This is a genomic window from Halobacillus sp. A1-3 (assembly GCF_050971765.1).
Lineage (GTDB): Bacteria > Bacillota > Bacilli > Bacillales > Halobacillaceae > Halobacillus > Halobacillus mangrovi_B.
Genome location: NZ_JBPCEO010000003.1, coordinates 151,060 through 166,074, shown reverse-complemented (window position 1 = coordinate 166,074; position 15,015 = coordinate 151,060). Strand labels below are relative to the sequence as shown.

The 15,015-nt window shown below is 42.6% G+C and carries 11 protein-coding genes and 1 riboswitch; of the genes, 4 read left to right on the top strand and 7 right to left on the bottom strand.

Annotated elements, in window-relative coordinates; genetic code table 11:
- Positions 1 to 133: 133 nt before the first annotated feature.
- From ACRYKC_RS06230 to ACRYKC_RS06220, 3 genes are all read right to left on the bottom strand, one after another.
- Positions 134 to 2,323 (bottom strand): Z1 domain-containing protein, encoded by a 2,190-nt coding sequence (locus ACRYKC_RS06230; RefSeq protein WP_433805875.1) that lies wholly within the window; start codon positions 2,321 to 2,323, stop codon positions 134 to 136.
- A gap of 85 nt (positions 2,324 to 2,408) precedes the next feature.
- On the bottom strand, positions 2,409 to 3,404 hold the full coding sequence (locus ACRYKC_RS06225) for a coiled-coil domain-containing protein (protein WP_433805874.1): 996 nt from the start codon (positions 3,402 to 3,404) through the stop codon (positions 2,409 to 2,411).
- Between the two features lie 129 nt (positions 3,405 to 3,533).
- Entirely contained in the window at positions 3,534 to 3,986 is a 453-nt protein-coding gene (locus ACRYKC_RS06220; protein ID WP_433805873.1) for a YkvA family protein, read from the bottom strand.
- Between the two features lie 229 nt (positions 3,987 to 4,215).
- On the opposite strand from ACRYKC_RS06220, the gene ACRYKC_RS06215 reads away from it, so the two are divergent.
- Both ACRYKC_RS06215 and ACRYKC_RS06210 read left to right on the top strand, forming a co-directional pair.
- Positions 4,216 to 5,475, top strand: a complete 1,260-nt coding sequence (locus ACRYKC_RS06215) for an ATP-grasp domain-containing protein (protein ID WP_433805872.1) — start codon at positions 4,216 to 4,218, stop codon at positions 5,473 to 5,475.
- A 32-nt stretch (positions 5,476 to 5,507) separates the two neighbouring features.
- Positions 5,508 to 7,475, top strand: a complete 1,968-nt coding sequence (locus ACRYKC_RS06210) for a hypothetical protein (RefSeq protein WP_433805871.1) — start codon at positions 5,508 to 5,510, stop codon at positions 7,473 to 7,475.
- Positions 7,476 to 7,640: 165 nt separating this feature from the next.
- Here ACRYKC_RS06210 and ACRYKC_RS06205 read toward each other — a convergent pair whose 3' ends face one another.
- Positions 7,641 to 8,510: a 5'-methylthioadenosine/S-adenosylhomocysteine nucleosidase gene (locus ACRYKC_RS06205; protein ID WP_433805870.1), complete on the bottom strand. Its 870-nt coding sequence runs from the start codon at positions 8,508 to 8,510 to the stop codon at positions 7,641 to 7,643.
- A gap of 177 nt (positions 8,511 to 8,687) precedes the next feature.
- Positions 8,688 to 8,791, bottom strand: a riboswitch (purine riboswitch).
- Between the two features lie 167 nt (positions 8,792 to 8,958).
- Here ACRYKC_RS06205 and ACRYKC_RS06200 point away from each other — a divergent pair.
- Together ACRYKC_RS06200 and ACRYKC_RS06195 are read left to right on the top strand one after the other, a co-directional pair.
- Positions 8,959 to 9,207 carry a YuzF family protein gene (locus ACRYKC_RS06200; protein ID WP_433805869.1) on the top strand — a complete coding sequence of 83 codons (249 nt, stop codon included), beginning with the start codon at positions 8,959 to 8,961 and terminating at the stop codon, positions 9,205 to 9,207.
- A gap of 156 nt (positions 9,208 to 9,363) precedes the next feature.
- Positions 9,364 to 10,758 carry a hypothetical protein gene (locus tag ACRYKC_RS06195; RefSeq protein WP_433805868.1) on the top strand — a complete coding sequence of 465 codons (1,395 nt, stop codon included), beginning with the start codon at positions 9,364 to 9,366 and terminating at the stop codon, positions 10,756 to 10,758.
- A gap of 65 nt (positions 10,759 to 10,823) precedes the next feature.
- On the opposite strand, the gene ACRYKC_RS06190 is transcribed toward ACRYKC_RS06195, so the two are convergent.
- From ACRYKC_RS06190 to gabT, 3 genes are read right to left on the bottom strand one after another with little or no spacing between them, the layout of a single operon-like run.
- Positions 10,824 to 12,236, bottom strand: coding sequence for an NAD-dependent succinate-semialdehyde dehydrogenase (locus tag ACRYKC_RS06190; protein WP_433805867.1), 1,413 nt, complete (start codon positions 12,234 to 12,236; stop codon positions 10,824 to 10,826).
- Between the two features lie 15 nt (positions 12,237 to 12,251).
- Positions 12,252 to 13,643, bottom strand: a complete 1,392-nt coding sequence (locus ACRYKC_RS06185; RefSeq protein ID WP_433805866.1) for an APC family permease — start codon at positions 13,641 to 13,643, stop codon at positions 12,252 to 12,254.
- A 14-nt stretch (positions 13,644 to 13,657) separates the two neighbouring features.
- Positions 13,658 to 15,013, bottom strand: coding sequence for a 4-aminobutyrate--2-oxoglutarate transaminase (gabT, locus tag ACRYKC_RS06180; RefSeq protein WP_433805865.1), 1,356 nt, complete (start codon positions 15,011 to 15,013; stop codon positions 13,658 to 13,660).
- Between the last annotated feature and the right edge of the window lie 2 nt (positions 15,014 to 15,015).

Here is a 15,015-nt window from a genome sequence, read left to right as displayed (position 1 = left end):
GACCGAGCCGATTGACTTATAAGCTAGTCGGGCAAGGAGCTGGATGTAGACTCACGACACAAAAAGTTATCCATCCAACTAACTTAATAAGCATAAAAAAAGACGGCAGCCATTTGTTCGGCTGCCGTTTCTCTTATTTCACCGTTTTATTCGCAAAAACCGTTGGCCTTGTTTCAGAAGGGGCGACAACCACTGGCCACCAAAATTCAGCACCTCTCCAGCCATGCTCTTTTTTTCCTTCCTGCCTGAGCATAATCAAAGCCGGATGGTCCTTTGCTTTTCTTCTAGCGATGGCAAGCTCCCCTTTACCTTTTCCTGGTGTATCTGGAGAATTCTCAAATGCCCCATCCTCCTTAAAGCGTTGAATTTCACGTCTTGTCCTTGTGATTAGCCACACATAAGCCCCTGATTTTGCTTCGGTGCTCAAATAATCAAGGACACTATGATACTCGTCCAAGTTGAACTCTCGACCTTCTTCCATCTCAAGCGTCTTATGAACAAGCGTGATCATTTCTTTCGCCTTTTCAACAGGGATCAAGTAAGCTCCTTCTTCGTGATAGCGGGCATTTTTCAATTCATTTTCAATTAAGCGATCGATTTCACGCACTGTTTTCTGGATGTGGGTCTTGTACCCGGTTTGAAAACCGACCGGTAACAGACGCTTATGAGGTTTCAGCATGGTCAAACTGGATAATAAAATCTTATTGGGACTGCAAGGTAAAATGGTTGAAGTCAAATCCTTCTGGATAAACACAACCCCACGTTCTTGCCCTCCACATTCAAAGGCACGTCTAAGTTCTGCATCAAATTCGTGGATCCGCTCCATAATTGAATAAATTCTCTGTGTTGTGTAAAAGCGAGTGACGGCAAGGTCTTCAAGCGGACGGGCTCCGTACATCCGAGAATGCTGAAGCACGGTGTCCTGTTGGAAAGTCTTTGGATTTCTTCCGTAGAAAAAGCCAATCAAATTATGGATTGTTACTCCGCGATCGAGAATTTGTCCACCGATAAAAATGTTCATGGGCGCACGAAGCTGGAGCTGTCCACTGTGGTCAAGCAGCTCCTTCACGTCTTTTTCCGAATTAACGATGGAACTGACGATATATTCCTGGTCAAGGGCTAGCTTCACTTCTAGATAGACTTGAATGTAAGAAGGCACAGGTACATTATTCAGAGTTTTCACGGAACGAATCAGATCCTGATAAGACTGTTGAACCAACGTGTGAAATACTTCCGACTCTTCTCTCGCTGCCTCGATCAATAAATCTTCAAAACTGCGGATGAGTTCCCCTTGCCAGGCATGCGCGTTTTTCCCGCGTTCAGTATGAATAATGAAGGAATACTTTCGCTGCTTCATTCCCGCTTGCCGTTGCTGCCAGCGTCGGATACAGCTTCCTACAATAAAATTAACGATGGCTCTTCGGATATTTGCGATGTTTTTCTGCTTCAAGAGCTTGTCCATTTTCACCCTGCGCCCATCCATTTTCTTCATGACTTGCAGTTCCTTCTCAGCCACTTCATGGTAGAGGTAAGAAGCGAAATGACCGGCAATCTGCGACTTCTCAAAGTACATATCGCCCCCGATATACCGATCATGGACAGGCACCAGTTCTGTGAAAGCAGGGCGTATCGGCTCAAATACTTTCCCCTCATGGATGGTCATTTCCTCTGGCTGTAAATAAAGGGAGTAAGGAGTTGCGGTTACTTGCAGAAAAGCTGACTCCTGTAAGCAACCTCTAAGTTCATTGATTTTTGATGCGATCACTCTCATCTTTGTAATGTTTTGCTCCCATTTGTACTCATAGGCGACACTCGCAAAATCTGCCTCGTCGTCAATAAACAAGATCTTTTTATTTGATAGAGAAGGATATTGATCCACTAGTGTTTCACGAAGTCGATCAAGGTTATGGGTCTCTTTTTTCACAATAAAAGCAAGCTTTTGAGACAACTCATACTTTCGAAGACGTTCCGGCATTGACATGATGTCGTAAACCCGCAGTCTATCATCCACGATTTGCTCTGCAAACTCTTCCTCCAGGCGTGCGTAGGTCTGCTTCACGAGCGCATTTGTCCCTTTCGTAAGGATGATCACAGCATCAAAGCCGTTGTCATAAGCAAGCCCCATCACACCAATGAAGGTTCTCGTCTTCCCTGATTGAATTTTGCCAAGCAACATACCCGGCCGGTTTTCAGAGCTCTTCTTATCGATAAGCTGTGCTGCTGTTTGGATCATACATTCGTTTGATTCGTTTGTGTAATCATTTTTATATTGTAAATGTTGAAAAAAACGCCCTTGCGTTTGGACGATTTCTAGCGTTTTCATTGGGTTCTCTCCTTGTAACCTATAAATCTTCGAAAGACTATTTTATCGATAAATAGGAAAAAGACCAAATCATAATGATCTGGTCTCATTCTTCCTCTTGCATCGCTTGTTCCATTTCTTCAATTTCTTCCGAGAGAACTTTTAATTTATCTTCTAACGAATGGATGAGTTCAATTTTTGAATCCATCTCTTCTTCATATTCCAAAGATTCCCCTAGCAGACGTTTGACCTTTTCATCCAATTGTTCCAATAACTCATTTTCCTCTTCTTCCTCCTCTGCCAGCTGTTCCTCTAAACTCTTATTCGTTTCTTGAAGCGATTGTATATCGCTTTGCAAGGCCTTTATAGTCACGTTCATTCGATGGTTTTTCTCTTCTAACTCTTCCTTTTGAGCATGTAACTCTTGAACCTCTCGTGCTTTTTCTTGCTTCAAGTTATGATGCTCTTCTTTTAACGATTCTAGTGATTCTACTAATGCTTTCTCCTTTTCTTCCCACGCTTTCAGAAGTCCCTGGTACTCTTCAATCTCCCGCTTGTTTGCGACTTGCTTCTTTTCTGTCTCTTCTCGTTCAATTTCAAGAGTGTTTAAATTTTCAGCTGCAGTCTCAACTGCTTCCTGTTTTAGTCTTTGCTCAGCTTTGAATTTCCTCTGAACAATCATATAGCTTTCCTGCAGAAAAGCTAAATTATTCCTCAGCTCCTGCAATCGTTCTTGATTGACTTTCAACTCTCCCTCATATCTTTTCTTAGCTTGAGAAAGTTCGTTATTTTCTTGCTGTAATCGCTCATAATCTTTATCTATGGCTAAAAGTTCTTCCTTCAATCGTTCCTCTTGCTCTTCATAAACAGCAACCTGCTGTTCAAGGCCTTTCACCCGTTTTGTAAGTTCTTCGTTTTCTATACGACTTTGTTCTTCCGCCTCTTCTCTTTCTTTTAATAATTGCTGATTCTGATTTTTTAACTGTTCAAGTTGGGAATAATGGTAATTATCCTGATAATCCTGCACTTTCTTTTTGTATTTGTCGAGTTCAGCCTTGTAGTAGATGACCCTCTGCTGAAGTTGAATCGGATCACGCTTCATCTTGCTAACCTCCCCGTCTATTCACCTTCTGCTTAGCTATCACCCTATGTACACCGTGGATAGCCTTAGACAATAATTAAACAAAAATAAAGAGAGGATAGCATCCTCCCTTTATCATATGAACTGTACTTATTCATTATCACTATTGTCTCGTTTCTCCGTTGGGTCTTCGAGCTCATCCAAATTGACAGCATCTCCAAACAGCTTTTTCAACCTCGCCTTCGCCTGACCTTTTACTTCATCATCAATATGCGATAGCACCTGGTAGACCGCATAAATAATAACCGCGCTGTCATCCGCGAAACCGACAGCAGGAATAAAATCAGGAATGAGATCGACGGGTAATATTAAGTAGCCGAGCGCACCTGCAATCGTAAGTTTCGCTTTTTTAGGAGTGGCTGGACTTTTGAAGGCATAATAAAGCAACAAGCTGTAATAGACAACCTTCGTTCCAATTCGACTGCTATAATCTCGCAATTTCTCTCCGTACGCTTTTTCGGAAAAGTATTTTCTGCTCTGTTCTATCGCTTTTTTAGGGTTTAATTTCTTTAATTTATCTTGATAGGTTTTCTCTTTTTCCATATTACCCCTCCTCTATAAGTGCTGTTCCCATTCTTAGAGTGAGTATTCCCTCATGCTCCTACTCTTCAATCCTCAAAAACATTCACTAGTTTTGTAAATTTTTGTCGAAAGCTTTGTATTTCGCTTACAGTTTTTTCGATATTTTGGTAGTTTTAAATTAATAGAGTAACACGCTTCACCAATAGTTTCCTTGTTTCACAATTCATCGATGAAAAGGAGAGAATTTTAAATGGATCTTGATCAACTTGAATTGAATGCAACTGTAGATGAAGATGAAAAAACAAAACCTTACTACACCGCTTTAATCGGATGGAGTGTCCAAGCCATTGAAGCGGCTGCTCGCATGAACCGACCATTTGTCGTCGTAGGTCCTCCGGAGTTTGAGTCATACGCAGAAAAGCACGAAATTCCTTTTGTTGGATGGGACTTCAACAAACTCAATGAAAGCTCTGATCATCTTTACAATCAGCTAAGGGAGATCGGTGCAGAAGTTGCCGTCCCTTTATATGAAGAGTGTGTGGAATGGGCCGGTGCCCTCAATGCCAGATTCCGTGAAGAGCCACGTGTGTTCAACCGTTCTCTTTTGCTGAGAGATAAAGGGATGATGAAACGGAAAGCACAAATCTCAGGCATCAAGGTTGGTGTTTTTGAAGAAGCACACGATAAAGAAGATGTGAAGCGATTCTTAAAACGAGTCAACGAAGCATTACTGAAGCTTGAAGGCGATCATTATGATCCAATACACGTAAAACCGCTTGATAAAGCAGGCTCTGTAGGACACCTTGCTATATACACCGAAGAAGAAATCGAGCAAATCACAGATGCAGACTTTCCTTTGTTAATGGAAAGCCATCTGGATGGACAGGAGTTCTCTGTTGAAGCGTTTATCCATAAAGGTAAAGTACGCTTTTTAAATATTACGGAATACATTCGCTTAGGCTATTCAAACTTCGTGCCCGCTTCTCCTTCACTGGAAGAAAAGCGCCCTCTCATTGAAAAAGCGGTCCAGCAGCTTGTTGATGCCTTCGAAATTGAATATGGTGTCATCCACCCAGAATACTTCATCACTCATGACGGAACGCTCCACTTCGGTGAAGTCGCGGCGCGTGTACCTGGAGGCCATATTTTCGAACTGATCGAACGTGCTTACGGGTTCAGTGCATACGAAGCGCAAATCCTCTGCAGTGATCCGAATACAACAGAAGAAGAACTTACCGAATTCTTCCCGGACCCATACAGTTACAAAGGGTACGCAGGCTGCTTAATGGTTCATCCAAACAAAGATTTTGTTGAAGACCTCACAATCCCTGAACAGCTGGAAGAGAACTCTTATTTTGAAAAACACGATATGTTTACCCCTCCTCAAGGAAAAGTAGCAGAGCGCGTTGGTTTTGGAAACCACTACGGAACAATATTCTTCTATGGAAGAGACAGCGAAGTCATGAGAGACTTGCTGAAAGAATATGAAGAGCATGATTTCTACGTTTAAGCTAGGCGTTTCAAATTGAAAGGAGAGGACTTATGCCTCAACCTACCGGTGTCATTGTTGAACGATTCGCCCATGCCTTAGAAACTTTAAATAAAGCACAATCATTCGTAAAACCAAAGTATCAAACGGATGTGTATCAAGAGGCAAATCGCCTTATCGATGCGGAAGATGGATTAGAGTACCTCTATCAGCATGCACACCGCTTTGAGGAAAGCGGCGTATTTCAGGATGGGCCCTGGGAAACGGCTGATAAATTACAGCCTCCTCTCGTTGCAGGTTCTTTAAAAGCTAAAGGACTTCCAATGATTATTGAAGTGTTAAGTGAGCTTCGTATGCTTGCTATCGCTGAATCTAAATATAACCATCCAAATCTAACAGCTAATATGGCGGAAGAGTTTTTGAATGAAGTTATGGTGTTGAATTTGGACATTCTGTTTCCTAATGCAACAGAGAGCGCAAGGATTGAAAAAAATGAAAATGATGAACGTGCCAGAAAACTATTTCAGTTTTTAGCAAGTCGTCTATCCTCCACTGCACTGATTAGAACTTTGATTATGGAAATCGAACGGCTGACTGCACAGCGTCCGATTATGGTGAAGCGCACCGTTTCAATGATCAACATGGCGAAGGAGATGCTTGATAAAGAAACAGAAGCAGATGAGAAAGATGTGGCTGAGCTAAAAAAATACATTTCGGCTATCGAGGGACCGTCCCCTTTGAGCAGCAAGTTCAAAGACCTGCATGCTTACAGGGCCAATCTCAAATCATTGACAAGATCCGAGTTGATCTCAGAAAGTATCGCTTTAGCGAAATCGATGCGAGAAACCGGTCTAGTTGCTCCTCATCATGCAACATTGACTCGTTTTATATGTAAGCGGATGCCGGGACTGTTGACTTACGTGCTGAATTTGAACAGTAAAGGAAGCGCGAATCTCGAGGAGAACAGCGAGCTTGTCATTCAATTGATAAAAGCTGCGATCTTCCCAGGAACAAGACAGGCAGTATACGGTTTGTCCCTCATGCTTGAGCGCGGGGTACTATCCCATTCACCCGTTGCACCTGGATTAAGGCGACTCGTCGAGCTCGATATTCGTCCAGATGTGCGTAACGCCTTGTATCAGACGACTTCAACAGGTGAAGGTGTCACAGCCAACAGCATTCTTGTAGCCGGCACACTTCAAGTTCTTGGTCAGCCGCTTGGCATTGGTCAAGGGTTCAATCCAACATGTCAAGCTGCCCGCGGTATCAGTCTTTGGGCTCAACATGCACCTGGATTTTTACTTGAGATTATTCCGCGTGCAGCTCGCGATGGAGACCTTGATTTTACGTTCGAAGGTGCCCAGATTCACTCGAAAGATTTAAGTGGGGGACTTGCCCCTGACTTGGATAAAGAGCTTGACCCTGTCTCGCTCGTTCTCGTTCCGCACCTTGATCGAATCTACAGTGAGATGATGTCACGAGTCGCTTTACGTGGCGAAGACGGACACCGCTGGGTTAATCCTGCCTTTTATGGGAATTGGGTACAAAAAGGATTCAGCTCCGTGTTCGATCCGGTCACAGGATATGTTGTTGACTATACTGGTTTTGTAAAGTTGTTTTATGCGACCCATCATCCGGAATACAACGATGAATACGAATTGATTTATCCGAACCCTGTCGGTATTTTCATCACGAATGTGCACGGGAAGCTTCTCGGTTTACACGCCGTGTCAATTACGAGAATCATAAGGGACCTTACTGGAGAGTACCGGATATACTTTTACAATCCGAATAATGATGGCTCTCAAAATTGGGGGCAGGAAATCGAGCCAAGCGTCGCAGGTAATGGTGAGATTGAAGGTGAAAGCTCTCTTCCATTCCATGAGTTTGTATCAAGGCTTTATGCCTTCCACTACAACCCGTATGAACAGGGAGATGCTTATGCGGTTGAAGAAGAAGTGGTTAATCAAGTGGTTCAGCTTGCGAAGGAAAGCTGGGGACGCGATTACACTTGGGTATAATGATTAGAAAGCCAGGCCTTTTAAAGGTCTGGCTTTTTTTAGTATTTCGTATAGTAGAAAAAGTTAGATTCTGCCACGCCCCATAATGCTACCTAAAGTCTGGAGAATCGATAGGGAAGATATAAGAGGCGCATATAAATCGCACCCTTTCGTTCTCCTCTATACTTACTCTATTGTGGAGATGTATTCCTTCACCACTTTATACACATATTCCTGATTGGCTTCTGCCGTATTTGGATTGTACTCTCCACCATTTACTTTGTTGTTAGAAAGGATACGAATGCCCAGGAAAGGTACATCATAAGCTTTCGCGATTTGAGCACCTGCCGCACCTTCCATTTCTTCAACAGAAGTTCCGTATTTTTCGTGGAACCACTGAATACGGTCAACCTCATTGTTCCAGACATCTGCCGAGCCGATCGTACCTTCTACAACCTCTCCTTTGGTGTACTCATCTTTCACGTCATTAGCGGCGGCAAGCAGGTCTTCATCACCTTTAAAGTAGCGGATATTTTCAGCATCTGGATCTTCACCAGCGCTTCCTTCATTGGCCATTAAATCCATTGGAATCCACGTGGTCGGATCTATGCCTTCTCCGTCTTCCTTATGGGAGGTTTTTAAAGACCCTATGTTAGTCACTCTTTTTCCTAAAACAATATCAAATACGTGAAGGTCTGGATCATGACCGCCAGATGTGCCTTGATTAATGATCGCAGCAGGGTCATACTTTTCAATGGCTACAGCCGTCGCTGCTGCTGTATTTTCCATACCCTTACCTGTTTTGGCAACGATCACAGGGTAATCATCGACTGTTCCTATGTAAAATTCAAACGTTCCGGACTTCTCTTCTTTCACGTTTTCTAAACGATCTGCGAACTTTTCAGCCTCTATAGGCATAGGCCCTTGGATCAAAATCGGCTGCTGCTCTTCTGACTTATTGGATTCAGACTGTACTGAGGAATTACACCCAGCTAAAATTGATAAAAATAATACGGTAATAATAGCTAACATTGCATTTCTAAGCTGCTTGTTCATAAAAAATTCTCCTTTAATCATAATGTAATGTGCAATCTTGGTGTGGTCTTCGATCCTCCTTTGAGCAATATTTTACTCAATAGAAAAAGGTCTAGAGAGCGAATGACATCCACCCTTCTAGACCTACGAAATTAAAGTATTAAAAACAGTCTTGCCAAAAAAAAGACAAAAACCATACAAGCGAATACTTTAACTCGTAGTCCAGTTCTTACAATGGGAACCGGGTAGAGACGCTCAGACCATATTTCCGAGAATATACGAGTAATACTATATAAATTGATTACTGTGCTACTATAGCAGACAAATAAAACAGATTCAACGCTAAAAACGAACTTTTCTTATAATTATCATTTTAATGTTCGTGTTAATCCTCTTGAGTGCGCGCCCAGACAGTGCATAGATGAATGCATACGTTGTAAGGAGATGAAACAGGAGGGATTTTTTTATTATGCATTATTATCAGTATGCTCGTGATATGCAACAACAGCCAATGAACATACAATACACCACTATTATAGATCCTTTTGTTGTAAACACTTTAAAAACTGTCGTTGGGAAAACGTTGATTGTTGAAACGACAAAGGATACGGTACGTGGAGTACTTGCAGATGTTCAACCTGATCACATCGTTTTGAACGTTGGGGACACTACGTTTTTTGTTCGGATTCAGCAAATCGTAACCATTATGCCGGATTAAATATACCATTTATCCTGTGCACCTTATGTGCGCAGGCATTTTTTTATAATGAGCTTTTTTACACTCATGACTAGCAAGACATGCGGAAACCTCAACGTTGTATCTTTATTCCCCTTACTCATGATAGAATAAAGATAATATAAAGGAGGTAGATGTATGCCATTACCCACGATTACAGTCAGAGATCAGCAGCAGGTCCAGCCTCTCCACGTTAGTCAAATGACTATCTACAAACAATGCAAAATCATAGATGCCAAGGACGAAAGCGGCCAGAGCTACTATATCTTTTTTCATAATGATCAATATTTGAATTATGTACGACCCAAAAAAGTAACGAAGCGTTCGCACGTCACCCATGCCTTAAAAAAAGGAATCACCTTACCTGCTCCACATCCCTTGATTGATGCCACCCTTTCCTCTAATCCCCAAGTGAAGAAACAAGATTTTAACGATCTCTTTAAAAAACTACAGACGCAGTACAATGCCCAAGAAACATCCCTGATCGCTACCTACTTTGAATCTTTCATTAAAAAAGAAAAGCTCGCTCATTTCATTCAGACTTTATTCTATAAAGAACGCCGCGACGGGAAATGGTTATCCTGTTACCGCATTTACCACTTACTTAAAGACTTTTCACCTAACCACCCATTAGTTGATACTTTCTCAGGCAACTTGGATTTCACACGCTACGATTCACGTTACAAAAACAACGATGAGAAGCTGCTCTCCAAAGACCCCATTTACGTAGAAAAAAACTTATATCCTTATAAATTTCAAAGTGCTACCTTTCACCAATTAACCGCTCTCTATAAAAATCAATCCCGATGGATCGACTTGATCGGGATTCATATCACACATCTTACCAAGACTAAAACAATCGAAGATTATAAAGTGTTGCTCACACTGGTCGACGAACATTTTAACGAGGAAAAACGTTTAGAGATTCTTGAAGATTTATATAAACGGGGTGTTGCAATAGAACCTCTGATCCAAGACTTGCTGCATTCCTATGTCAAATCGGAACGTATGGAAGAGGCGCTGTCCTTAATCGGCCAGCACCAAATTAGCCTTGAGCCTTCTCTCACTAAAGCACTCATAGACATCGAAAAGAAAAGAAATATCTCTGAGCAGTCGATTTCACCTGAAGGATGGCGCACCTTCACTCTTGCCTTGTTTGAGTCTAAAGATCAACAGGCTCCTGATATTCTTCATGAGGCCGTGTCCTCTCTCCTGAGCAACCATGAGGTTCCTTACCTGAATAAATGGATCGGTCCTTTAAGAGATTTCCATCAGGCTAAATCCCTTATAGAAAACATCGATGAAATGAATCGGATTGCGGAAGATCCCAATCAGCAGCGGCGACTCGGTGAACTCTTCTACTTTTTCCACCAGCCAGAAAAAGCAATCGAGTGTATGAGCTGGGATATGGAGCTGTATGGGGAAGATCCACAGCCGGTGCAGTGGCTTGCAAAGTTATACCAAGAAACGGGAATGGAAGAAGAACATCACGCCTATAAACAGCTCTATATAGATATGGTGAAACGAGCATAATTGAAGCCCTGAACTTCTCCATAGAGAGGTTCAGGGCTTTTCAATAATATGTTGATTCGGTTATATTAGAGCCCGATCGAAATGTACTTCGTTTCTAAGTATTCTTCAATTCCAAAATGGCCACCTTCTCTGCCAAGTCCACTCTCCTTAAATCCGCCAAATGGTGCTTGAGCGGTAGATGGTGCTCCATCATTCAATCCTACAATGCCGTATTCAAGTTCTTCCGCTAATAGAAGCGCCTTACTGATGTTCTCCGTATAAAGATAACCAGCTAATCCAAAAGAGGAATCGTTCGCTCTTTTTATAGCCTCATTTTCATCGGTAAAAGAGGAGACAGGCAGTACAGGCCCAAACGTTTCTTCTCGCATACAAAGCATACTGTCTTTAGTGTTTTTCAGGACCGTTGGATCGATAAAGAATCCATTTTCTGAAGACCCCGAGCCGCCAGTTACTAGTTCTGCACCATTTTTGACGGCATCCTGGATATGCTGCTGGACTTTATAGTACCCATTCTTGTCTATCAGCGGACCTATATCCGTTTCTAAATCAAGTCCATCTCCAATCTTTAATTGAGATGCCTCTTCTTTTAACTTTTCTGTAAAGGAATCAAGAACAGAATCATGGACGTAAAACCGATTGGAACAAATACAGGTTTGGCCTGCATTTCGAAATTTTGAAGCAATGGCCCCCTCGACCGCTTTATCCAAGTCAGCATCTTCAAAAACAATAAACGGAGCTTGTCCACCTAATTCAAGCGATATTCGTTTCATTGTATCCGCTGACTTCTTCATCAAATGTTTCCCTACTTCTGTAGAGCCGGTAAATGAAAGCTTTCGTACACGAGCATCAGACAACCAGACGTTACTGATTGTTGCCGCATCTCCAGTCACAATATTGATAATCCCATCCGGTGCCCCCGCTTCATGAGCAAGCTCTACTAATCGTATAGCTGTAAGAGGTGTCTGTTCCGCAGGTTTAATGAGAACGGTACACCCGGCAGCAAGCGCAGGTCCAACTTTTCGAGTAATCATGGCTGCAGGGAAATTCCACGGAGTAATCGCTGCCATTACACCAATTGGCTGCTTTTGAACAAGGATTCGTTTATCCGGCTTCGAGGCAGGAATTGTCTCTCCATACACACGTTTCCCTTCCTCTGCATACCAGGCAAGAAAGCTGTTAGCATATTCTATTTCTCCTAATGCCTCTTTTAAAGGTTTCCCTTGTTCTTTAGTCATAAGCTCAGCGAGTTCTTGTTTATGTTGATTAATTAGACCGTGCCAACGCCAGAGGAATCCCGCTCGTTCATATGCTGTAGTTGCTTTCCAAACACGAAAAGCATCAGAAGCGGCTTCAACCGCCAGTTTCGCTTCTTCTTCCCCTGCATCCGGTACGGTATCTACAATTTCCTGACTATACGGATTAATGACATTAAATACTTGATTGGTACTCATTGACTTTCCATTAATATAAAGATTCATCTTCACATGTCCTTTCTACAGAGCTTTCTTTTTAGCAGTGGCAGATTTTTTCTCATAAGCTCCTCTGTTCATCTGAATAAAGAAAAAAGCTCCTACTAACCCCCAGCCTGCTACCATTATCCACTCATACGGCCAAATAAGAGCTGCAGGCATGCCTGGCAAATAAAGAACAATGAAGCCAAGACTTAGAACAAGTGCCAAGTAGCCGTAAATTGGAGATTTGGCAGCCCGGAATGGTCTTTCCATGTTCGGTTCTTTTTTTCTTAACACAATAAATGACAAGGCAACAAAGAAATAAGCAACAACTATACCTAGTCCACCTGCATCTACAATCCATACAAGCGCTGATCTTCCAAGTAAAGGTGCGAGCATGGAAAGAATCCCGATAAATAAAATTGCATTGGATGGCGTGTGATATTTCGGATGTAAACGCGCAAACCAGGCAGGCAGCATTCCAGATTTAGCCATAGCGTAAAGAACCCGGCTGCCACCAATGATGAAAGAGTTCCAGCTGGTTATTATTCCAGCAACCCCTCCCAGAATTAGAATCTGGGCAAAAACATCAGAGTTAAATAAGCTGGCCATAGCGTCTGCTGAAGCTAGTTCAGAATTTGCAAGTTGACTCGGACTTAATCCAAGCCCTACTCCTAAAGCAACAGCTAAATAAAATAAAATAGCACCTACCACTGAAATGATCAAGAATTTCCCGATGGATTTCCGTGGAAGGTTTGCTTCTTCTGCCACCTGTGGAATGACATCAAAACCTACAAATAGGAACGGCACCATTACTAACACTGTCATAATTCCCCCCATTCCTCCTGAAAAGGCGGGGGATAAGTTAGCTGTGTCCCCTAGGAATCCGGATCCAAATATTAATATTAATCCAACTCCTACAATCATCAAGGTAAACACAGTTTGTAAAACGGCTGCCTGTTTTAATCCTAGATAGTTAATTCCTGTAATAATTAAGGCCCCCACTGACCCAATTAAAACCCAATTCAAGTGTACGTCCCAGCCGGCAATAGTCCATAAGTAACCAGCCTGATAATTAGGTAGAAGATAATCAATAACAGTAGGAAGGGCAACCGCTTCAAACGTGGCCACTGAAACATAGCCGAGTGTTATTGCCCAGGAAGCAACAAAGGAGAAATTCTTCCCTAAGGCTCTGTGAACATATTCATGTTCCCCTCCAACTTTTGGCATTGCGGAAGCCAATTCAGCATAATTCAATCCCACGCAAACAACTAGAAATCCACCAATGACGAAAGCGATCACTGCCCCCATTGAGCCGGCAGATGTAATCCAGGTGCCCGATAGAACTACCCAGCCCCATCCAAGCATGGCTCCTAGAGCTAAAACCAACAAATCAACCGATGATAAAACCTTCTTTAATTTTCTATCCTCCATGTAAATCCCCCATTCTAAACTGAAAATTCAGTATTTTCGTGCCAAACAGCACTTATGGTTTCTTTAAGGATGGTTAACCCTTCTTCCAGTTCTTCATCTGTAATGACAAGAGGCATTAAGAAGCGGATCACATTTCCGTAAACCCCAGCACCGAGTACCAGTAAGCCGCTGTTTTGTGCCTTTGCTACCATTTCTCCAGCCATCTCCTTGGCCGGTTTTTTACTTTTTTGATCTTCTACGATTTCAATGGCGACCATTGCCCCTAATCCACGGACATCTCCGATACAGTCGACCTTCTCGGCCATTTTCGTAAACGTGGCTTTAACGGTTTCTCCAATTTCGACAGCTCTTTCGTTTAGATTTTCATTGTCAATTATGTCGATAGCAGCTATGGCCGCCTGACAAGCTACCGGGTTTCCACTGTAGGTCCCGCCTAGCTCCCCCGCACCTGCTGCATCCATAATTTCTTTTCTGCCAATTACACCACTGATTGGCATTCCTGCCCCAAGAGACTTAGAAACAGTTATTAAATCCGGAGTAATGCTAAAAAGTTCAGAGGCAAAATAACGGCCTGTACGTCCAAACCCAGTTTGAATTTCATCTGCGACAAACAGAATACCGTGCTTCTCACAAAGTTCTTTCACTGCATGGACAAATCTCTGATCAGGGACTATGAAACCACCTTCTCCTTGCACGGGTTCCATAAACACTGCTGCAACCGTTTCAGGTGCCACTTCTTTTAATAGAAAATCGTTGAATTGCTCAATCATAAAATCAATGTAAGCTCCCTCACTCATCCCTCCAGGACGGCGATATGTATAAGGAAAAGGTGCTTTATAAACCTCTGGGGCAAACGGCCCAAATTCATATTTGTAAGGTCTTACCTTACTCGTCATGGACATCGTCATAAGAGTACGACCGTGAAATGAATTAGCGAAAGTTACTATCGCTTGCCTTCCCGTGTACTTTCGAGCTATTTTAACGGCGTTTTCAACTGCTTCTGCACCGCTGTTTTGTAGGAGTACTTTCTTATGATGAGCTCCAGGTGCTAAATTTGCCAGCTTCTCTGCCAACTCAATATAAGGCTCGTACATCATGACATTAAAACCTGTATGGATAAATTTTTCCACTTGGTTGTGCAAGGCTTCCTTCACTTTAGGATGGCAATGCCCAACGTTGATCGTTCCTATCGCACCAGCAAAGTCGATAAAAGTATTGCCATCTACATCAGTAATTCTGGCTCCTTCTGCTTTTTCAGCGAACGTTGGAAGTCCGTAGCTCACGGCATCAGGTACCACACTATGACGTCGTTCAAGTAAACTACTTGCTTTAGGGCCTGGAAGATTGGTTTGAATACTAGATGTTGACATAA